This window comes from Pseudomonas sp. BF-R-24, assembly GCF_019947335.1.
GTDB lineage: Bacteria > Pseudomonadota > Gammaproteobacteria > Pseudomonadales > Pseudomonadaceae > Aquipseudomonas > Aquipseudomonas jessenii.
In genome coordinates this window covers 97,615-119,346 of sequence record NZ_JAGYGG010000002.1, presented here as the reverse complement: position 1 = coordinate 119,346, position 21,732 = coordinate 97,615, and the positions used below count along the sequence as shown (strand labels likewise).

Below are 21,732 nucleotides of genomic sequence, written 5' to 3'. Positions count from 1 at the left end.
GGTTCGAGAAGGCCTTGAGTTGCTGCAAAGAGAGAAGTTCAAGGCGGGATTACGGGGGTGAACCCGTCTTGAAAATGTAAAAGCCCCGCCCGGTGCAATACCGGGCGGGGCTTTTTTGTCTCGGTTACGCGAGCGCTATTACAACAGCGGGATCGAGTAGCTGACGATCAGGCGGTTTTCGTCCTGCGAACGCGTGTTCGGCAGGTCGGTGCGCCAGGTCGCGTTTTTCCACGCCAGGCCCAGGTTTTTCAGCGGACCTTCCTGAACGACGTAAGCCACGCTCAGATCGCGCTCCCACTCGGAAGCACCATTGGCCGCCTCGCCACCCTTGGCGTTAACGGTATCGATGTTGTCGCCGTGCAGGTAAACCAGACCCGCCGTCAGGCCAGGTACGCCGACCTTGGCGAAGTCATAGGAGTAGCGTGCTTGCCAGGTACGCTCGCCGGCACGGCCGAACTTCTGGATTTGCGCATCGGTGATGGTGTAGTTCGACGAACCGTCGCCCTGGTTCAGCCAAGGGAAATCGCTGCTGCCGTTGCTGACCTGATAACCGCCACCGAAGGTGTGACCGGCAACGGTGTACAGGAACAGGCCGCTGTACAGGTTGTTGTCGACCTTGCCTTTACCGTTTGGCGCGTTGTAGTTGCCAGTGGTGAAGTACAGCGGGTCGTGACCGTTGGCACCATCATCAGAGCTGTTGAAATAACGGAAATCCGACTTCAACACGCCAGGGCCGATTGCCCAGTTGTGCACCAGACCCAGGAAGTGTTGCTTGTAGAACTCTTCCAGGTTGCCGTAGTAGTACTGGGCCGTCAGGTCCTTGGTGATCTTGTAGTCGCCACCGGCATAGATGAACTTGTTGCTGTCGCGGAATTTGGTGCCGCGAGTGTTCGCGCCCGAAATCGACATCTGCTCATTGTTGCTGGAGTTACGGCCTTTAACGGCTTCGATCTGGCCACCAACCAGGGTCAGATCCTTGATGTCGCCGGACGTGATCTGGCCACCCTGCCAGGTTTGCGGCAGCAGACGACCATCGTTGGTCACGATCACCGGGTTTTTCGGCTGCAGGGTGCCCAGTTTCAATTCGGTCTGGGAAACCTTGGCTTTGGCCGTCAGGCCCAGGCTGGAGAAATCATCAACTGCCTCGCCGTTGGATTTGCTCGGGAAAACCGTGCCGCCGTAAGAGGTCGCCGTGGCGCCGTTGGTACCGCCGCCCGAATCCAGTTTCACGCCCAACAGGCCGATCGCATCGATGCCGAAGCCGACGGTGCCCTGGGTGTAACCGGAGATGAAACGCAGATCGAAGCCTTGGCCCCATTCTTCGTTTTTGTTGGCACCGGTTCCGTCACGGTAGTCGGTGTTGATGTAGAAGTTACGCAGCCCCAATGTTGCCTTGCTGTCTTCGATAAAACCCGCGGCGCTTGCCTGCTGGGTCAAAACCCCGACGGCCACAGCCATGGCCAAGGTGGACTTGTTCATGTTTCGCTCCTCTCGTTTCTAGTTCTGATGTTCCTGGTCCCGAATCGATTGCCCGGGATCCTGAATGCATAAATTCGCGGCAAACCGTCTAGGCCGGTCATTTGGCGGGCCGCAGGATACACGGCCTTAAAGCCAAAAAGAATTTTTTGATATTTTTTAATATCGCTTTGGAATATGACTTCCCACGACAGATCCGAGGTATCGGCGGCAAGGCCGATTCCTGCACCTGACCTATTGTCGAGGGACGAAATCGCCAAATCCGGGCTCAGGGATGAGTGCCGGACAGGCGCACTTTAAGCGGGATATTTAAAAACTAAAAAGAATAATAAATAATCAGTAAAGATCTTTATAGAATATAAAAAAACAGGCAAAAAAAACCTCGCCAGCAGGCGAGGCTTTTTTACAAGGCTTGTTACAGGAAGCTGTAGGTGTAGTTGAAGATCAGACGAGTCTGGTCAACATCAGGGTTGTTGGAGACTTCACTGCCGCGGTAGACACCATTACGCAGCGTTACGCCGAAGCCTTTGAGAGCGCCCTGCTGGATGGTGTAGTCGATCCGCATGTCGCGTTCCCACTCGGAGCCATCAGGGCCGCTGCCGTTGGTAGCCTTGATGTTGTCGCCATGCAGGTAGGCGATCGAAGTTTTCAGGCCCGGCACGCCCAGTCCTGCGAAGTCATAGGAGTACTGACCGAAGGTGGTGTTTTCACCGGCACGAACAAATCCGTTGATCATGGAGTCGGTGAACAGGTAGAAGCTGGCGCCGCCGTTGCCTTCCGGACGGCCATTGCCATCAACCACGTTGCCCTGGTTCAGGTAGACAAAACCACCGTCATCGCTGACGCGCTGATGACCGAGCAGGAAGGCGTTGCCACCCAGGGTGTAGGTGAACATGGCGCTCCAGGTCTTGTTATCGACCTCGCCCGGGGTCTTGGCGAAACCGTTGTTATTGTTGAAACGGAAACCCGGATCACCGTTCTTGCCGTCGGAGCTGCTGTCGAAGTAGCGAATATCAGTCTTGAAGGACTGTTTGGCGTCGATCGGAAACACGTGGATCAAGCCCAGGAAGTCCTGCTTGTAGTAGTCCTTCAGATTCGAGTGGTAGTACTGCAGGGTCAGGTCCTTGGTGACCTTCCAGTCAGCACCACCGTAGTAGAACTTGTTGCTGTCCTCTGTGCCGCCAGCCACGGCCAGGCCGGTGGAGTTCGAAGAGGCGCGACCCGCCGAATGCTCCAACTGACCTGCGTTGAAGGTCACGTTGTCGATTTCTTTCGAAGTGATGGTGCCACCGTCAAAGGTCTGTGGCAGCAGACGGCTGTCGTTCGCGACCAGGATCGGCAAGTTGGGTGCCAGGGCGCCACCCAGGTGGGCTTCGGTCTTCGAGAAGCGCGCCTTGACGTTAGCGGCTGCACGGCTCCATTCGGACACGGCCGAACCATCGCTATCGCTTGGGAAGAAGGTGTTGTTGTCCGGGTGGTGACCCTTGCCGCCGTCCAGGTGGATACCCAGCAGTGCCTGGGCGTCGATACCGAAACCGACAGTGCCTTGGGTGAAACCGGACAGATAATCGAATTTCAGGCCTTCTGCGGACTCTTTCTGATCCGCACCGCCTTCACGGTTATCGTTGTTGTAATACATGGTCCGGGAACTGATGGACGCCTTGCTGTCTTCCAGGAAACCTGCGGCGCCTGCCTGCTGCGCCAAAACCCCTACGGCCACGGCCAAAGCCAAGGTGGACTTGTTCATTGTGTAGCTCCTCTCGATTCTAGTTCTTGTATTCCTGGTCTCGAGTCGTCGCCCGAAATCCTAAGATGCGCGATTAGCGCCAGACCGTGACCCACAAGTCAATCGTAACCATGTGTGTCTACGACCTTTGTCTAACCCCCGATTTTTTGGTCCCTGCCGGGTCATGAATTCGTCATGAACCTGAAAAGAATTACCCGATTCTTTTCTAATACCGTTTAGGAATTTAGCTCTCAATTTCCAGCCCCCCAGAACAAAGGGTTCGGCTCATAAGCTAATTCCTAAACGGTATTTATTTTTGCTTTTTTAGATCGATTAGTTTCTGACGCAATCCGGAAACAAATCCTTACCGAAAGGCAGCCCCATGACGATCAAGCGCGCACTATCCAGACCAATTGTTACAGTTTGTGTATCTCTCGCATTTTCTTTCACCGCCCAGGCGGCGAACCTCACCGTCGGTTATCAAACCGGAATCGACCCCAGCAAAGTCCCCCAGGCCGATGGCCTTTATGAAAAAACCATCGGCGAGCCTATCGACTGGCGACGCTTCAACAGCGGCCCGGAAGTGGTCACGGCGATTGCCTCCGGCGATGTACAAATCGGCAATCTCGGCTCCAGTCCGCTGGCCGCTGCCGCTTCGCGCAACCTGCCGATTGTCGCGTTCATCGTCTCGGCGCAGATCAATGCCGCCGAAGCGCTTGTGGTGCGCAATGGCAGCGGCATCGAAAAACCACAAGATCTGATCGGAAAGACCATCGCCACGCCTTTCGTTTCAACCTCCCACTACAGCCTGCTCGGTGCGTTGAAGCACTGGGGCCTGGACAGTTCGAAAGTCAAAGTGGTGAACCTGCAGCCGGCGGAAATCGCGGCAGCCTGGAAGCGGGGAGATATTGATGGCGCGTTTGTCTGGTCGCCCGCCCTGGGGGAAATCCGCAAGAGTGGCAAGACCCTGACCGACGCTGCACAGGTAGGCCAATGGGGAGCCCCCACCTTCGAGGTCTGGGTGGCACGCAAGGATTACGCCGAGAAGCACCCGGAGGTGGTGGCCAGATTCGCCAAGGTCACCCTCGACGCCTTTGCTGATTACGCGGCGCATAAAGCCAGCTGGACTGCCGACTCGGTACCGGTGCAGAAAATCGCCAAACTGACCGGTGCCAATGCCGCCGATGTGCCGGAGTTACTGGCCGGTTCCGCATTCCCGGATGCCAAGGCGCAACAGAGCACCGCGCTGCTGGACGGCGGCACGGCCAAGGCCATTGGCGAGACGGCGAAATTCTTGAAGGAACAAGGGAAGGTGGAGACGGTGCTGCCGGATTACTCGCCGTATGTCAGCGCGAAGTTTGTGCAGGAGTGAATGCAAAAGCTTGTGGCGAGGGGGCTTGCCCCCGTTGGGCTGCGGAGCAGCCCCAAACCTGCCTGACCGAGCCGTATGGTCTTGCGGCCGCTTCGCGACCGAACGGGGCGGTTCGGCACTCCGACAAGCCCCCTCGCCACAGGGACCTCCGCGGCTACAACATCAAAGGGCTTTTTCGAAGATCTTCGAATTACGCTGATAGTTGTACAGCGACGCCCGCGCCGACGGCAGACGGTCAACGCTGCTCGGCACAAAACCACGCTCGCGGAACCAGTGAGCGGTGCGGGTAGTAAGGACGAATAATGTCTTCAAACCCTGAGCCCGGGCGCGGGTCTCGATGCGCTCCAGCAATTCATCACCGCGACCGCCATGGCGATACTCCGGATTCACCGCCAGGCACGCCAGTTCACCGGCATCCGAATCGGCAATCTGATACAGCGCCGCACAGGCGATGATCATGCCTTCGCGCTCGACCACACTGAACTGTTCGATCTCGCGCTCCAGCACCTCGCGGGAACGGCGCACCAGGATGCCCTGCTCTTCCAGCGGGCTGATCAAGTCCAGCAAACCACCGACGTCTTCAATGGCCGCTTCGCGTACGACTTCGAACTGCTCCTGGGCCACCAGCGTACCGCCACCGTCGCGGGTGAACAGCTCGGTCAGCAGTGCACCGTCTTCGGCATAACTGACGATATGGCTGCGGGCCACGCCGCCACGGCAAGCTTCGGCCGCTGCATCGAGCAATTCTGCCTGGTAGTTACTGCCCAACCGTTGCAGATGCGCCGGCACCTGCTGCGGACGCAGTTCACGCACCAGGCGCCCGTGTTCGTCGATCAGGCCCAGGTCGGCGCCGAACAGCAGCAGCTTGTCCGCGCCCAGGTCGATGGCCGCGCGGGTGGCGACGTCTTCGCAGGCCAGATTGAAAATCTCCCCGGTCGGCGAATAGCCCAGCGGCGACAGCAGCACAATGGAACGCTCGTCCAGCAGACGGTTGATGCCCTTGCGGTCGACCCGGCGCACTTCGCCGGTGTGGTGATAGTCGACGCCTTCAAGCACGCCGATCGGCCGTGCCGTCACCAGGTTGCCGCTGGCCACCCGCAGGCGCGAACCCTGCATCGGCGACGAAGCCATGTCCATCGACAGGCGAGCCTCGATGGCAATGCGCAACTGGCCAACCGCGTCGATCACGCACTCCAGGGTCGCGGCATCGGTGATGCGCATCCCGTGGTGGTAATGCGGGGTCAGGCCACGGGCCGCGAGGCGCGCTTCGATTTGCGGGCGGGAACCGTGAACCAGCACCAGACGCACGCCCAGGCTGTGCAACAGCACCAGGTCGTGGACGATATTGCCGAAATTCGGGTGTTCAACGCCGTCGCCGGGCAGCATGACGACAAAGGTGCAATCGCGGTGGGCGTTGATGTAAGGCGAAGCGTGACGAAGCCAATTGACGTATTCGGGCATGAACCTGGGCCTGTAATAAATAGCAGCCGAAAAAAGGGCGAAACTGAAAACGCACAGCGGGCTGATGGTTATCGTCGGAACAGGCTTGGCGACACGCGCGCTCTCCTCATGAATACGGGTTTGGGTACCGGCAATTTATACGGCTTGTCAGGTAAATCACAGACCCCTGTGGGAGCGGACTTGCTCGCGAAAGCGGAGTGTCTGTCGACGCTGGTGCACCTGAGACACCGCCTTCGCGAGCAAGCCCGCTCCCACAGGGTCAAGCCGCCGGTGTCAGGCAATAGTGTTCGATCAGTTGCCTTAATAGATGCACCGTAGGCTGCAAACGTGACATTTCGAGGTATTCCCCCGGCTGATGGGCGCAGGCGATATCACCCGGGCCAAGCACCAGCGTTTCACAGCCAAGACGCTGAAGATAAGGTGCTTCGGTGCCGAACGCCACCGCTTCGGCGCTGTGACCGGTGAGCTTTTCGGCAATGCGCACCAACTCTGCGTCCTCGGCCTGCTCGAACGGCGGCACTTCGGGGAACAACGGCGCGTAATCGATCTTGACCTGATGCCGCTCGGCAACCGGCTTGAGCTTCTGCAGGATCTCGGCGCGCAGGACCTTGGGATCCATGCCGGGCAGCGGCCGCAAATCGAATTCCAGCGAACACTGGCCGCAGATGCGGTTTGGGTTGTCGCCGCCATGGATGCAGCCGAAATTCATCGTTGGCGTCGGCACGCCAAACTGTGGATTGCGGAATTCGCGTTGCCATAACAAGCGCAAGCCACGCAGTTCACCGATGGCATCGTGCATGGCTTCCAGGGCGCTGTGCCCCAGGCGCGGGTCGGAGGAATGACCACTCTGGCCGAGGATGTCGATGCGCTCCATCATGATGCCCTTGTGCATGCGGATCGGCTTGAGTCCTGTCGGCTCGCCGATCACCGCCGCCCGCCCCAGCGGTCGCCCCGCTTCGGCCAGCGCGCGGGCACCGGACATCGAACTTTCTTCATCGCAAGTGGCGAGAATCAGCAACGGCTGTTTGAACGGCTGATCGAGCAGCGGTATGACCGCCTCGATGGCCAGGGCGAAAAAGCCCTTCATGTCGCAACTGCCCAGGCCGACCCAACGACCGTCGACTTCAGTGAGCTTCAGCGGATCGGTTTGCCACAGCGCACCGTCGAACGGCACGGTGTCGCTGTGCCCGGCCAGGACCAGGCCGCCGGGGCCGGAGCCGAAACTGGCCAGCAGGTTGAACTTGCCGGGGCTGACTTGCTGGATATCGCAGGTAAAACCCAGCTCACCGAGCCACGTCGCCAGCAGATCGATGACCGGGCGGTTGGTTTGATCGAGACTGGGTTGGGTGCAACTGACGGACGGTGCAGCGATCAACGCAGCGAATTGTTCTTTCATCGACGGCAATGGCATCGCTGACTCCCGGCACCTGAATTGAAGTCCATCATAGAACCAACCGATGACAGGAATAAACCGTCTCGGCGCGTACTAACCTTGAGTCCTGTACACTGCACGACCTTGGCAGCCACACATTCCCCCGGCTGCGCTCCCGATCCTGGATTTTCCGGCCATGCAGAAAGAAACCGAAATCAAACTCCGCGTCAGCCGCGAAACCCTCGCCGCACTGCGCGAGCACCCGTTACTGAAAAAACGCAACAAAAGTGGCTGGGAACGCCGTGAGTTGATGAATCAGTACTTCGACACGCCCGAGCGCGATCTGGCCCAGGCCAAAGTCGCCCTGCGCCTGCGCAAGGATGGCGAAGAAGTGATTCAGACCCTCAAGACCCGCGGCCAGAGCGTCGTCGGTCTGTCCGTTCGTAACGAATACGACTGGAACCTGCCCAAGGCCAAGCTCGACTTGAAGAAACTCGACGGCGAATGCTGGCCCGAGGAACTGGCCGAGCTGGACAAGAAGACCCTGAAGCCGATCTTCACCACCGACTTCGTCCGCGAGCGCGCGGAAATCGCCTGGGGTCGCGGCAAGACCAAAGTGGTCATCGAAGCCGCGCTGGACCTGGGTCACGTCGTGGTCGGCAAGCAGAAAGAAGAAATCTGCGAGCTGGAACTGGAACTGCGCGAAGGCGAACCGGCAGCCCTGCTGGAACTGGCCGCCGAGCTGGCCGAGAAGCTGGCCTTGATGCCATGCGATATCAGCAAGGCCGAGCGCGGTTATCGCCTGTACGACGCCCACAGCTATTCGTTGAGCCTGCCGGCACCGCAGATCACCGCTGAAACGCCGCTGGACGACGCGTTCGCCGCGCTGAGCTGGCATTTGCTGGGCAGCAGCCAGCGTCTGGCCGAGCAGTATCGCTTCAACGGTCACTGGCGCCTGTTGCAGGACTGGGTCGAGTGCCTCGCGGAAATGCGCGCGCTGATCAGCAGCCTGGGCCAGGCCGCTCCGCGTCAGTCGACCCACGATCTGCGTATCGCCCTCGATGCCTTGCTGGAAGACTGGCGTCCGCTGGTACAAGCCGGCCTGGACGATGAAGACGTGCGCAAAGCCGCGCCCGAGCAGTTCCTCGAAGAACTCGAAGACCCGCGCTGGGGCCTGTTCTCCCTGACCACCTCGCGCTGGCTGCTGGCCCGCACCTGGGCCGCCGACCGCAACACCCGTGGCAATCGCCAGGGCGCTGCGCAACTGGGCAGCTGGTTGCCGCGCCTGCTGGGCGAAGAAGCCACTTCGTTGCAACTGCAACGTTACCAGCAACAACCGGAAGACCTGGCCGAGCAACTGCCGCGCATCGAACGCATCCAGGTCTGGCTGCACCATGCGCGTAACGTGCTGGAGATCCCGGAAATGGATCGCCTGTACGGCGAGTTGAACAAGCTGGCGCAACTGGCCAACGAGTCGATCACCGACGAAGTCCTGGATGCACGTAAGCAGCAGGCGATTGCGGTGTATCAGAACCGCGCCTGGAAAATGTTGCTGCGCCTGTAATACCGCCATCGCGAGCAAGCTCGCTCCCACAGGATTTATGCGGTCCTTGTGGGAGCGAGCTTGCTCGCGATGAGGCCGGCACAGTCACCGCAAAATTTCAGACCGGCAAACTGGTGGTCGACTTGATCTCCGACAACGCCACGATCGAATTGACCTCCTGAATCCCCGGCACCATCGACAGCTTCTCGAAGAAGAAGCGCTCGTACGCCTCGATGTCCGCCGTGACAATCCGCAGCAAGAAATCCACCGCCCCCATCAGCACGTAACACTCCAGCACCTCCGGAAAGCCGCGAATCGCCTCGGTGAATTCGGTGAAGTTCGAACGCCCGTGGGCATTGAGTTTCACCTCCGCGAAGATCTGCGTGTTCAGGCCGATTTTCTTGCGGTCGAGCAAGGTCACCTGGCCGCGAATGATGCCCTCCTCTTTCATCCGCTGAATCCGCCGCCAGCACGGCGATTGCGAGAGCCCCACCTGCTCGGCGATCTGTGCGCTGGAAAGCGAAGCGTCCTCTTGCAGCAAGGCGAGGATCTTGCGGTCGTAGCTGTCCAGTTCGCTATGCATAAAAAAACCCTCAACTGCGTAATATGTGAATTGATTTATTCTTCATTCCTGTAATACAGCCAATCATAGAGAAGAAATACCCGGCACAGGATGTAAACATTTCTCCAATGATTCTGGAGCCTGACCATGCCGTATCTCGAAGCCGTGAACACCCCACCTGCCCGCGCCGATGTCTGGAACGTCGGCAACGCCCATTGCCGGGTTCGCTATCAAATGACGGCCGAGGCTGAACCGGACCTGCTGTGTCGCGCCCTCAATCTGTTCGCCCTGCAATTGCTCACGCCGGAGCAGGTCAGCGCGCAGCGCCAGGACGACTGGCTGACCATCGAAGTTGTCATCGACGGTTTGAGCTGGCACCGCGCGCAAGTGATTGCGGAAAAACTTCGCAACCTGATCAGCGTCTGCTCGGTGGAGCTGCAAGAAGCTGATGCCCCATGGACCGAAGCGGTTCAAGCGGCGGGCTGAAAAACTCCGAAACGGCTTTGTCGGGTAGTGGCCCAGCGGTCAGCCGGGCCACGGCTATCCTTTGCGCACTGTCGTTCAAAAGGAGCCCGCATGTCCGTACAAATCGCCCTTCAGGACCGCTGGCTGGATCTCAATGATCTACTGCGCGAACTCGTCGCCCAGGGCTTTATCAGCCAGGATTCGGCCGAACACGCACTCAATGCCCGCCGCCGCAACGCCTCCCTTGGGCAGATGCATCCGCTGGAGTTCATTGCCAGCCAACAGCTGGACGATCTCAGCCGCCCCGGCAAACCGCTGGACCTCGAGAGCCTGACCCTGTGGCTGTCCCGGCAGGCCGGCCAGCCTTACCTGCGCATCGACCCACTGAAAATCAACGTCGCGGCCGTGACCCCGCTGATGTCCTATGCCTTCGCCCAGCGCCACAAGATCCTCGCGGTAGCCATCGACCGCGAGGCGGTAACCGTGGCCAGCGCCCAGCCTTATGTCAGCGGCTGGGAGGCTGACCTGACCCACGTGCTCAAATTGCCAATCAAGCGTGTAGTGGCCAACCCCGTGGACATCCAGCGCTTGAGCGTCGAATTCTTCCGCCTGGCCAAGTCGGTCACCGGGGCGAACAGCGCCGACCCGCAAGTCAGTACCCTCGGCAATTTCGAACAGCTGCTCAACCTCGGCGCCAGCGACCAGGAGCCGGACGCCAACGACGCACACATCGTCAATATCGTCGACTGGCTGTTCCAGTACGCGTTCCAGCAACGCGCCAGCGACATCCATATCGAGCCCCGGCGCGAGCAAGGCACGGTGCGCTTTCGCATCGACGGCGTGCTGCACAACGTCTATCAATTCCCACCCCAGGTCACCATGGCCATCGTCAGTCGCCTGAAAACCCTGGGGCGCATGAACGTCGCGGAGAAACGCAAACCCCAGGACGGTCGAGTGAAAACCAAGACTCCGGACGGCGGTGAAGTCGAATTGCGTTTGTCGACACTGCCCACGGCCTTCGGCGAAAAAATGGTCATGCGGATCTTCGATCCGGAAGTATTGCTCAAGGACTTCGACCAGCTTGGTTTCTCCGCCGACGACCTGCGCCGCTGGCAAGACATGACCCGCCAGCCCCACGGCATCATCCTCGTTACCGGGCCGACGGGTTCGGGCAAGACCACCACCCTCTACACCACCCTGAAAAAACTGGCGACGCCGGAGGTCAACCTCTGCACCATCGAAGACCCGATTGAAATGGTCGAGCCGGCGTTCAACCAGATGCAGGTCCAGCACAACATCGACCTGACCTTCGCCGCCGGCGTGCGCGCGTTGATGCGGCAAGACCCGGACATCATCATGATCGGCGAGATCCGCGACCTCGAAACCGCGGAAATGGCGATCCAGGCGGCGCTCACCGGGCACCTGGTGCTGTCGACCCTGCACACCAACGACGCGCCCAGCGCCATCAGCCGTCTTCTGGAGCTCGGCGTGCCGCATTACCTGATCAAGGCCACAGTGCTTGGCGTCATGGCCCAGCGACTGGTGCGAACCCTGTGCCCGCACTGCAAGGCGCCGCTGACGCTGGGCGAAGACGACTGGCAAACCCTGACCCGTCCCTGGCAAGCACCGTTGCCGGCCAATGCCCAGCGTGCCATCGGTTGCGTGGAATGCCGCGACACCGGTTATCGCGGTCGCGCCGGGGTCTACGAAATCATGCAACTGAGCGATGGCATCAAGGCGTTGATCAGTCCCGACACCGATCTGCTGGCCGTGCGGCGCCAGGCATTCAAGGAGGGCATGCGCAGCCTGCGGTTGTCAGGAGCGCAAAAGGTCGCCGCCGGGCTGACGACTATCGAGGAGATTCTGCGCGTGACTCCCCAGAGCGAGCAGAACTGAGCCTGGCTGTACTGATCCGGCATCGGCCCAGCTACACTTCAGCCATTGCAACTCCACAGATCCACACATCAACAAGGAATCGTTATGCAGATCGGTAGTGTGCTTTTGCTTTTTGTCGGCCTGGTGGTCGCCATTCTGTTCATGGGTTTCAAGGTCGTGCCCCAAGGCTTTGAATGGACCGTCGAGCGTTTCGGTCGCTACACCAACACGCTCAAGCCGGGGCTGAACGTCATCATTCCGGTCATGGACCGCATCGGTCGCAAGATGAATGTGATGGAAAGCGTGCTGGATATTCCGCCACAGGAAGTCATCACCGCCGACAACGCCACGGTGCAAATCGACGCCGTGTGCTTCTTCCAGGTGGTCAACACCGCCCAGGCGGCCTACGAGGTCAACAACCTCGAACACGCCATCCGCAATCTGCTGCAAACCAACATCCGCACCGTGCTCGGCTCGATGGAGCTCGACGCCATGCTCAGCCAGCGTGACGGGATCAACGAAAAACTGCTGCGCACTGTCGACGAAGCGACCGCGCCTTGGGGCATCAAGATCACCCGGATCGAGATCAAGGACATCAGCCCGCCCGCCGACCTGATGGCGGCGATGTCGGGGCAGATGAAAGCCGAGCGAATCAAGCGTGCGCAGATCCTCGAGGCCGAGGGCCTGCGCGCCGCAGCGATCCTGACCGCCGAAGGCAAGAAGCAGGCGCAGATCCTCGAAGCCGAAGGCAGTCGCCAGGCCGCCTTCCTGGAAGCCGAAGCCCGCGAGCGGCAAGCCGCGGCAGAAGCCCAGGCCACTAAAGTCGTGTCCGAAGCCATCGCCAGCGGCAACGTGCAGGCGGTGAACTACTTCGTGGCGCAGAAGTACATCGATGCGCTGGGCAAGTTGTCCTCGGCCAACAACAGCAAGGTGATCCTGATGCCGCTGGAAGCCAGTTCGATGATCGGCGCGGTGGGTGGCATTGGCGAAATCGTCAAGGCCACTTTCGATAACAAGAAAGCCTGAGGCGCGCCATGTGGGCATTTTTGCAGCATCTTTCGTTCTGGGACTGGTTGGCGCTGGGCACGGTGCTGTTGATTCTCGAAGTGTTCGGCGCCGGCGGTTATCTGCTGTGGATCGGCATGGCCGCGGCAACCGTGGGCGTCTTGACCTTCCTGATGCCGGACCTGTCTTGGGAATGGCAGTTTCTGTTGTTCGGCCTGCTGTCGATCACCACCGCGTTGTACTGGTGGCGGCGTCAGCGCACGGCAATGCGTCCGAGTGATCAGCCGCACCTGAATCTGCGTGGCCAGGAACTCATCGGCAAAACCTTCGTGGTGCATGAAGCGATTGTCGACGGTCGCGGCAAGATCAAGGTGGCTGACGGTGTATGGATGGCCCGCGGGCCGGACACAGCCACTGGCAACCGCGTGCGGGTGGTCGGCCAGCAAGGCGCCATCCTGCTGGTCGAAGCGGCGGATTAAGCGACCACGGAACTCGATTGGGGGTTGGCAATCCAACCGCGTACTCAACCCAGTGGAGTCACCCTGTCATGCGTTTCAAACTTGCTGTCGTTACCGTCGCGCTGTTGTCCCTGCCTGTCGGTTCGGCGATGGCCGATACTTTTTGGCGTAACGTTCTTACGTCCGGTGCAACCACCGGTTCGAGCTATCTGACATCCAAGGATAACAAGCTGGTCGTCGCGGCCCAGGACGATGCCAGCAGCTTCGTCGCCAGTGACGGCGGTATCCGCGGTCCGTACCTGGAAGCGGCCATGCAGAAGGTCCGCGCCGAAAACCCGGGCCTGCAAGCCACGGACATGGAACTGGCGAACGCGATCCTGGCGAAGAATGCCGTGGCTTCGGAGTAACCGTTGCGAACAAAAAATGCCGCTCACATGAGCGGCATTTTTTTGCCTTGCGATCACAAATCTCATGTTCACCGAGCCCCCCTGTGGGAGCGAGCTTGCTCGCGATGGACTCAAGAGCGCTGCGTTTAGTCAGTAAACACACGGCATCGTTAACGACCATCGCGAGCAAGCTCGCTCCTACAGGGGTTATGTGTTGCCTGAGATGTCAGCGGTAATCATCCACCGGCACACACGCACAAAACAGGTTCCGGTCCCCATACACGTTGTCCACCCGGTTCACCACCGGCCAGTATTTGTGAGCCTTGGTGTGCGCGTCCGGCGTGACCGCTTGCACGATGCTGTAGGGTCGTTCCCACACGCCGGTGATATCGGCCAACGTATGCGGCGCACCTTTCAACGGGTTTTCTTCAGCCGGCCAATTACCGTTCTGCACCTCGTTGATTTCCGCGCGGATGCTCAGCATCGCCCCGATGAACCGGTCCAGTTCCGCCTTCGATTCACTTTCGGTCGGCTCGACCATCAGCGTCCCCGGCACGGGAAACGACATGGTCGGGGCATGGAAGCCGTAATCCATCAGACGCTTGGCCACGTCCTCCTCGGTAATGCCGGTCAACGCCTTGAGCGGTCGCAGGTCGAGGATGCATTCGTGGGCCACCCGCTCGTTGCGCCCGGTGTAGAGCACCGGGAAGGCACCGGACAAATGCCGCGCCAGGTAATTCGCGGCCAGGATCGCCACTTCGCTGGCGTCCGCCAGTTGCGGCCCCATCATGGCGATGTACATCCAGCTGATCGGCAGAATGCTTGCGCTGCCCCAAGGCGCTGCGCTGACGGCGCCATTTTGCGGGTGCGGCCCATCGATTGGCACCACCGGATGGTTGGCCACGAACGGCGCCAGATGTGCCCGAACACCAATCGGCCCCATGCCCGGCCCACCGCCACCATGGGGAATGCAGAAGGTCTTGTGCAGGTTCATGTGCGAGACATCGGCACCAATATCGGCCGGCCGCGCCAACCCCACCTGAGCGTTGAGGTTGGCGCCATCCATGTACACCTGCCCCCCGTGCTGGTGGATCACCTCACAGATTTCGCTGATGCCCTCCTCATACACACCATGAGTCGAAGGGTAGGTCGCCATCAGGCAGGCGAGTTTTTCGGCGGCCTGCGCGGCTTTTTCCTTGAGGTCATCCAGGTCGACGTTGCCCGCCTCGTCGCACTCGACGATCACCACGCGCATCCCGGCCATTTGCGCCGACGCGGGATTGGTGCCGTGAGCCGACGAAGGAATCAGGCAGATATCACGGCCGCCCTGTTGCTGGCTCTCATGGTATTTGCGGATCGCCAGCAGCCCGGCGTATTCGCCCTGGGCACCGGAGTTGGGTTGCATGCAGATCGCGTCGAAACCGGTGATCGCGCACAACCAGCGCTCCAGTTCCTCGATCATCAGCCCATAACCGGCGGCCTGTTCCTTGGGCACGAACGGGTGCAGGTTGGCGAACTGCGGCCAGGTAATCGGGATCATCTCGCTGGTGGCGTTGAGCTTCATGGTGCAGGAGCCCAATGGGATCATCGATTGATTGAGCGCCAGGTCCTTGTTTTCCAGCTGCTTGAGGTAGCGCAGCATCTCGGTTTCGCTGTGATGGGCGCTGAACACGGGGTGACGCAGATAAGGTGAGGTTCGCGCCAGCCCCTGGGGAATTCCGCCAGGCAAGACTTCGGCATCCAGGTCGTCGATGCTGAGCCCGTGATCGGCCCCCAGGAACACGTCGAACAGCTTCGCCACGGTGCCTTCGTCGCAGGTCTCGTCGAGACTCAAGCCCAATTGGCCGCGCCCGAGAATGCGCAGGTTGATCTGCGCAGCCCGGGCACTTTCGATGATGGCGGTCTGGGTCCCGCCGACTTCCAGCGTCAGGGTGTCGAAGAAGTGCCGGTTGACCCGGACGATACCGTTGCGCTCAAGCCCGGCGGCAAGGATGCAGGTCAGCCGATGAACCCGCTGGGCAATCCGCTTGAGCCCTTCGGGACCGTGGTAGACCGCATAGAAACTGGCGATATTGGCCAGCAGCACCTGGGCCGTGCAGATGTTGGAGTTGGCCTTCTCCCGGCGAATGTGTTGCTCGCGGGTTTGCAGGGCCATGCGCAGGGCGGTGTTGCCCCGCGCATCTTTCGAAACACCGATGATCCGCCCGGGAATCGCGCGCTTGTATTCATCGCGGCTGGCAAAAAATGCCGCATGAGGCCCGCCGTAGCCCATGGGCACGCCAAATCGCTGGGACGAGCCGAACACCACATCGGCACCCAGTTCACCCGGCGGAGTCAACAACAACAGGCTCAGCAAATCCGTGGCGACACAGGCCAGGGCCTGTTGCGCGTGCAGGTGATCAATCAGCGGTCGCAGGTCGTGGATTTCACCGTGGGTGTCAGGGTATTGCAGCAGCGCGCCGAACACCTGGTGCCGCTTCAAGTTATCCACAGTGTCGACGATCAGATCGAAGCCGAAACCTTCAGCGCGGGTCTGCACCACGGAAATGGTTTGCGGGTGGCAGTTTTCGTCGACAAAGAACAGGTTGCTTTTGGACTTGGCGACCCGCTTGGCCAGGGCCATGGCCTCCGCCGCGGCGGTGGCTTCATCGAGCAGCGAGGCATTGGCCAGTTCCAGGCCGGTCAGGTCGATGGTCAGTTGCTGGAAGTTCAGCAGCGCTTCAAGTCGCCCTTGGGCGATCTCTGGCTGATAGGGGGTGTATGCGGTGTACCAGCCGGGATTTTCCAGCACATTACGCAGAATGACCGCCGGTGTGAGGGTGCCGTGGTAGCCCATGCCGATCAGGCTGGTCCAGACCTGGTTCTGCTCGGCATAACCGCGCAGCTTGGCCAGCGCGGCCTCTTCATCGAGTGCCGGGGGCAGGTCCAACGGTCGGTTGAGGCGGATGCCCGGCGGCACCGTCTGCTCGATCAAATCGACCCGACTGCCCAGGCCGAGGCTGTCGAGCATCGCCTGTTGCTCGGCGGCATCGGGCCCGAGGTGGCGGCGCAGAAAGGCATTGGGGTCGCGTAACTGGCTCAGGGACGGCAATTGGGACATGACGGGCTCTCTCTTGACTGGCGCTCAGCGTCGATGCAACACGGTCAAACCAGCATAGCAGCCACTCTGTAGGAGCGAGCTTGCTCGCGATGACCCCGAGTGCGCCGCGGGGTCTCAGGTTGCAGCGTTATCGTTAACAACCATCGCGAGCAAGCTCGCTCCTACAAGGGAAATTCGCCAGACAACAAAAAGCCCCGACGAGTCGGGGCTTTGGATGACGCTGAAGGCTTACTCGCCGATGGCGGCCTTGTAGCCGGCGGCATCCAGCAGTTTTTCAAGTTCGGCGGTGTCGCTTGGCTTGAGCTTGAAGATCCACGCGCCGTACGGGTCGCTGTTGAGCAGTTCCGGCGAAGCGCTCAAGTCTTCGTTGACCGCGATCACTTCACCGGCAATCGGGGAGTAGATGTCGGAAGCGGCTTTGACCGATTCAACGACACCCGACTGATCACCGGCAGCAAACACGTTGCCGACTTCAGTCAGCTCGACGAACACCACATCACCCAGCGCTTCCTGCGCGTGATCGCTGATGCCCACGGTGACGGTGCCATCGGCTTCCAGACGTGCCCATTCGTGACTTTCGGCAAAACGCAGGTCGGCAGGGATATCGCTCATGTTCTGTGTCCTCAGGAAATGGTCGGCGGTCATGTCCGCCAGAAAAGATTAGATCAAGGTTTTGCCGTGGCGTACGAAGGTCGGTTTGACCACCCGGACCGGGTACCACTTGCCACGGATTTCCACTTCAGCGCGGTCGGCTGTTGCCATCGGCACGCGCGCCAGTGCAATCGACTTGCTTAGCGTAGGAGAGAAACTACCACTGGTGATCTCCCCTTCGCCAACATCGGCGATGCGGACCACCTGATGAGCACGCAAAACACCACGCTCCTCAAGGACCAGACCGACCAGTTTTTGCTGTACACCGGCAGCCTGCTCGGCTTCCAGCGCCTTGCGCCCGATGAACTGCCGGGTGGCAGGTTCCCAGGCAATACTCCAGGCCATATTGGAGGCCAAGGGTGAAATATCCTGCTGGATGTCCTGACCGTAAAGGTTCATGCCGGCTTCGACCCGCAAGGTATCCCGCGCGCCGAGGCCGATGGGAGAAATCCCGGCTCCGACCAGATCGTTGAAAAAGCCTGGCGCCTGATCGGCCGGCAGAATGATTTCCAGGCCGTCTTCGCCGGTATAACCGGTGCGTGCGATGAACCAGTCACCATCGGACAGGCCTTCGAAAGGCTTGAGGAGCTGGATCAGGTTGCCGCGGGACTGACTGACCAATTCGGCAATTTTCTGCCGGGCGTGGGGGCCCTGGATGGCCAGCATCGCCAACTCGGTACGCTCGCGAAGTTGCACATCGAAACCGTCGAGATGCGCTTGCATCCAGGCCATGTCCTGATCGCGGGTGGAGGCGTTGACCACCAGGCGATAACCCTCATCGAGACGGTAGACGATCATGTCGTCGACAATCCCGCCCTGCTGGTTGAGCATGGTGCTGTACAACGCACGGCCTGGGCTGTGCAGGCGTTCGACATCATTGGCCAGTAAATGCCGGAGCCAGGCTTTGGCCTGGGCGCCACCGACATCGATTACGGTCATGTGGGATACATCGAAGACACCGCAATCGCGGCGCACCTGATGGTGTTCCTCGACCTGCGATCCATAATGCAGAGGCATGTCCCAACCGCCAAAATCGACCATCTTCGCGCCGAGTGCGAGATGAAGGTCATACAGAGGCGTACGCTGTCCCATGGGTTTCTCCTTCCGGGCGTGGCGAAGATGCGGGCAGGTGCTGCACGGACTGAATGCCTTGAAACAAAGGGCCTTCAGCCGATTTCAACTACCTGGTCTGTCAGACGGACCGCACCGAATGCCGCGCATTGTAGCCGCAAGGTGTAGGACTGACACCTAGCTGTTTCGATGTGCTGAGCGTCGGATCAATCCGATGACCGGTAACAGCCCGACCAGTACCAGAGTCAATGCCGGCAAAGACGCTCGCGCCCATTCGCCTTCGCTGGTCATTTCGAAGATTCGCACCGCCAGCGTGTCCCAGCCAAACGGGCGCATCAGCAAGGTTGCGGGCATTTCCTTGAGCACATCGACGAACACCAGCAGCGCGGCGCTCAACGTGCCGGGTAGCAATAATGGCAGATACACTTTGAAAAACAGTCGTGGCCCACTGACGCCAAGGCTACGTGCCGCTTCGGGCAAAGATGGCCGTATACGCGCCAGGCTGCTTTCCAGCGGTCCGTAAGCCACCGCAATGAATCGCACCAGATAGGCCAGCAACAATGCCGACAGGCTGCCCAACAGCAGCGGCTTGCCCGCACCACCGAGCCAACTCGAGAGCGGGATCACCAGTTCGCGGTCCAGGTAACTGAACGCGAGCATGATCGACACCGCCAGCACCGAACCGGGCAAGGCGTAGCCCAGGTTGGCCAGACTGACCCCGGAACGAATGACCCGGGTGGGCGCCAGTCGTCGGGCAAACGCCAGTAACAAGGCGACGCTGACGGTGATCAACGCCGCCATACCCCCCAGGTACAAGGTATGGACGATCAACCCGGTGTAGCGCTCGTCGAGATCGAAGCGCCCACGCAGCCAGAACCACACCACCAATTGCAGCATCGGGATAACGAAAGCACAGGCGAACACCAGGCAGCACCACGTCGTGGCCGCCAGCGCCTTGACGCCTCGCAGGTGATACAGCGCCTTGACCCGTGGTCGCTCGTTACTTGCCCTGTTCGCCCCACGGGCACGCCGTTCGCCGTAGAGCACGAGCATCACCACCAGCAGTAAAAGGCTGGCCAGTTGCGCGGCGGACGACAGGCTGAAAAAACCGTACCAGGTCTTGTAGATGGCCGTGGTGAAGGTATCGAAGTTGAACACCGACACTGCGCCGAAGTCCGCCAGGGTTTCCATCAGTGCCAATGCCACGCCCGCACCGATGGCTGGCCGCGCCATGGGCAATGCCACCCGCCAGAACGCTTGCCAGGGCGATTGACCAAGGACCCGCGCGGCTTCCATCAGGCCTTTGCCCTGGGCGAGGAAGGCGGTGCGCGCCAGCAGGTAAACATAGGGATAAAAGACCAGCACGAGCACGACGATCACGCCACCCGTGGAACGCACGCGTGGCAGCCGCAGGCCACTGCCAAACCACTCGCGCAGCAAGGTTTGCACGGGCCCGGCAAAATCCAGCAGGCCGACGAAGACGAAGGCCAGCACATAGGCCGGGATCGCGAAGGGCAGCATCAATGCCCAGTCCAGCCAGCGCCGACCGGGGAATTCGCAAAGGCTGGTAAGCCAGGCCAGGCTGACACCCAGGACTGTCACGCCGACACCGACGCCTAGCACCAGGGTCAGGGTATTGCCCAGCAAACGCGGCATCTGCGTGTCCCAGAGATGAGACCAGATCTGTTGATCGATAGTTTGCCAGGACAGCAGCAGCACGCTCAGGGGCAACAGGACCAGCGCAGCAATGGCGAAGACGACTGGATACCAGCGGCGTTGGGCGGGATGGGCCACAGGCTTGGTTCTCTACTATCTAATGGATGAGATCGACACTGGCAGGAGCGAGCTCGCTTGCGAAAAACGTCAACGATAATGCGGGAAGCCTGACGGTCCGCGGCGCCCTGACGTTCATCGCGAGCAAGCTCGCTCCTACAGCGTCAGGGGTGCGTAACGCAAAAACAAACGCCCCGCCTAGGCGGGGCGCAGCATAACAGCTGGCTCAGTTCCAGCCAGCCTTGTCCATCATGCGAATCGCCTCAGCCTGGCGCTTGCCGGCGATTTCCACAGGCAAGGTATCAGCAATGAACTTGCCCCATGCGGCGACTTCAGCCGATGGCTGCACGGCCGGATTCGCCGGGAACTCCTGGTTCACGTCGGCAAAGATTTTCTGCGCTTCAGGGGTGGTCATCCACTCCACCAGAGCCTTGGCCGCTTCCGGGTGTGGCGCGTGTTGTGTCAGGCCGATACCCGACAGGTTGATGTGTACGCCACGGTCAGCCTGGTTCGGCCAGAACAGTTTCACCGGCAGGTCTGGCTTCTGCTTGTGCAGGCGGCCGTAGTAGTAGGTGTTGACGATACCGACGTCACACTGACCGGCGTTGATCGCTTCCAGCACGGCGGTGTCGTCGGAGAACACGTCAGTGGACAGGTTCCTGACCCAGCCCTTGAGGATTTCCTCGGTCTTCCCGGCGCCGTGCACTTCGATCATGGTCGCGGTCAGGGACTGGTTGTAGACCTTCTTCGCCGTGCGCAGGCACAGGCGGCCTTCCCATTGCTTGTCGGCCAGCGCTTCGTAGGTGGTCAGTTCACCCGGCTTCACCCGATCTGTGGAGTAGGCAATGGTCCGCGCCCGCAGGCTCAGGCCGGTCCAGGCGTGGGAGGCTGCCCGGTATTGCAGCGGAATATTGGTGTCGATGGTTTTCGAGGTGAACGGCTGGAGGATGCCCATCTGCTCGGCTTGCCAGAGGTTGCCGGCATCGACGGTGAGCAGCAGGTCGGCCGGCGTATTCGCGCCCTCGGCCTTGAGCCGCTGCATCAGCGGCGCTTCCTTGTCGGTGATGAACTTCACCTTCACGCCGGTCTTGGCGGTGTAGGCATCGAATACTGGCTTGATCAGCTCGTCGATTCGCGAGGAGTAGACCACCACTTCGTCAGCGGCCTGGGCGGCGGTGCTGCCGATCAGGGTCAAGGCCAGTGCAGTCAGTAGACGCTTCGGTGCCAACATGGGAGCGGTCTCTCGATTGAAAAATGAGGACAAATGATAAGGACTCACATTTAGCTTCTCAATCGAACCCGCTTGCGGAGGAGTTACCAGATGTTGCACAAGCTGGAATATTGGGTGGCCGAACTGCCGCCATCGCGAGCAAGCTCGCTCCCACAGGGTTCTTCAGCGTTCACACAAATTGCATTAACACCTGAATTCCTGTGGG

Annotated in this window: 17 protein-coding genes; 7 read left to right on the top strand and 10 right to left on the bottom strand. The window is 60.3% G+C overall.

The window, feature by feature from the left end:
* Positions 1–138: 138 nt before the first annotated feature.
* Positions 139–1,479, bottom strand: coding sequence for an OprD family porin (locus KGA98_RS02105; RefSeq protein WP_223500692.1), 1,341 nt, complete (start codon positions 1,477–1,479; stop codon positions 139–141).
* A 412-nt stretch (positions 1,480–1,891) separates the two neighbouring features.
* Positions 1,892–3,223 (bottom strand): OprD family porin, encoded by a 1,332-nt coding sequence (locus tag KGA98_RS02100; RefSeq protein ID WP_150813751.1) that lies wholly within the window; start codon positions 3,221–3,223, stop codon positions 1,892–1,894.
* A gap of 361 nt (positions 3,224–3,584) precedes the next feature.
* On the opposite strand from KGA98_RS02100, the gene tauA reads away from it, so the two are divergent.
* Complete coding sequence (gene tauA, locus KGA98_RS02095; protein ID WP_223500690.1) at positions 3,585–4,574, top strand: taurine ABC transporter substrate-binding protein; 990 nt, start codon at positions 3,585–3,587, stop codon at positions 4,572–4,574.
* A gap of 162 nt (positions 4,575–4,736) precedes the next feature.
* On the opposite strand, the gene argA is transcribed toward tauA, so the two are convergent.
* Both argA and argE read right to left on the bottom strand, forming a co-directional pair.
* Positions 4,737–6,035 carry an amino-acid N-acetyltransferase gene (gene argA / locus KGA98_RS02090; RefSeq protein ID WP_057712838.1) on the bottom strand — a complete coding sequence of 433 codons (1,299 nt, stop codon included), beginning with the start codon at positions 6,033–6,035 and terminating at the stop codon, positions 4,737–4,739.
* A gap of 259 nt (positions 6,036–6,294) precedes the next feature.
* Complete coding sequence (gene argE, locus KGA98_RS02085) at positions 6,295–7,446, bottom strand: acetylornithine deacetylase (protein WP_223500682.1); 1,152 nt, start codon at positions 7,444–7,446, stop codon at positions 6,295–6,297.
* A 157-nt stretch (positions 7,447–7,603) separates the two neighbouring features.
* On the opposite strand from argE, the gene KGA98_RS02080 reads away from it, so the two are divergent.
* Positions 7,604–8,971, top strand: a complete 1,368-nt coding sequence (locus KGA98_RS02080) for an inorganic triphosphatase (RefSeq protein WP_223500680.1) — start codon at positions 7,604–7,606, stop codon at positions 8,969–8,971.
* Between the two features lie 97 nt (positions 8,972–9,068).
* On the opposite strand, the gene KGA98_RS02075 is transcribed toward KGA98_RS02080, so the two are convergent.
* Positions 9,069–9,533, bottom strand: coding sequence for an Lrp/AsnC family transcriptional regulator (locus KGA98_RS02075; protein WP_007978926.1), 465 nt, complete (start codon positions 9,531–9,533; stop codon positions 9,069–9,071).
* Between the two features lie 126 nt (positions 9,534–9,659).
* Between KGA98_RS02075 and KGA98_RS02070 the strand changes: the two genes are divergently transcribed.
* From KGA98_RS02070 to KGA98_RS02050, 5 genes are all read left to right on the top strand, one after another.
* Positions 9,660–9,998: a hypothetical protein gene (locus KGA98_RS02070; protein ID WP_150813747.1), complete on the top strand. Its 339-nt coding sequence runs from the start codon at positions 9,660–9,662 to the stop codon at positions 9,996–9,998.
* A 90-nt stretch (positions 9,999–10,088) separates the two neighbouring features.
* On the top strand, positions 10,089–11,873 hold the full coding sequence (locus KGA98_RS02065; protein WP_090452058.1) for a GspE/PulE family protein: 1,785 nt from the start codon (positions 10,089–10,091) through the stop codon (positions 11,871–11,873).
* An 84-nt stretch (positions 11,874–11,957) separates the two neighbouring features.
* Positions 11,958–12,878, top strand: coding sequence for an SPFH domain-containing protein (locus KGA98_RS02060; protein WP_057712833.1), 921 nt, complete (start codon positions 11,958–11,960; stop codon positions 12,876–12,878).
* 8 nt (positions 12,879–12,886) lie between these two features.
* On the top strand, positions 12,887–13,336 hold the full coding sequence (locus KGA98_RS02055; protein ID WP_223500671.1) for an NfeD family protein: 450 nt from the start codon (positions 12,887–12,889) through the stop codon (positions 13,334–13,336).
* A gap of 68 nt (positions 13,337–13,404) precedes the next feature.
* Entirely contained in the window at positions 13,405–13,722 is a 318-nt protein-coding gene (locus KGA98_RS02050; RefSeq protein WP_223500669.1) for a DUF2388 domain-containing protein, read from the top strand.
* A gap of 205 nt (positions 13,723–13,927) precedes the next feature.
* Here the strand turns inward: KGA98_RS02050 and gcvP are convergent, their stop codons facing one another.
* From gcvP to KGA98_RS02020, 5 genes are all read right to left on the bottom strand, one after another.
* Positions 13,928–16,801, bottom strand: a complete 2,874-nt coding sequence (gene gcvP / locus KGA98_RS02045) for an aminomethyl-transferring glycine dehydrogenase (protein WP_223500667.1) — start codon at positions 16,799–16,801, stop codon at positions 13,928–13,930.
* A gap of 228 nt (positions 16,802–17,029) precedes the next feature.
* Positions 17,030–17,413 carry a glycine cleavage system protein GcvH gene (gene gcvH / locus KGA98_RS02040; RefSeq protein ID WP_223500658.1) on the bottom strand — a complete coding sequence of 128 codons (384 nt, stop codon included), beginning with the start codon at positions 17,411–17,413 and terminating at the stop codon, positions 17,030–17,032.
* 48 nt (positions 17,414–17,461) lie between these two features.
* Positions 17,462–18,544 (bottom strand): glycine cleavage system aminomethyltransferase GcvT, encoded by a 1,083-nt coding sequence (gene gcvT, locus KGA98_RS02035; protein ID WP_223500655.1) that lies wholly within the window; start codon positions 18,542–18,544, stop codon positions 17,462–17,464.
* 156 nt (positions 18,545–18,700) lie between these two features.
* Positions 18,701–20,317 (bottom strand): ABC transporter permease, encoded by a 1,617-nt coding sequence (locus KGA98_RS02030; RefSeq protein ID WP_223500645.1) that lies wholly within the window; start codon positions 20,315–20,317, stop codon positions 18,701–18,703.
* Positions 20,318–20,522: 205 nt separating this feature from the next.
* Positions 20,523–21,527, bottom strand: coding sequence for an extracellular solute-binding protein (locus KGA98_RS02020; protein ID WP_057712826.1), 1,005 nt, complete (start codon positions 21,525–21,527; stop codon positions 20,523–20,525).
* Between the last annotated feature and the right edge of the window lie 205 nt (positions 21,528–21,732).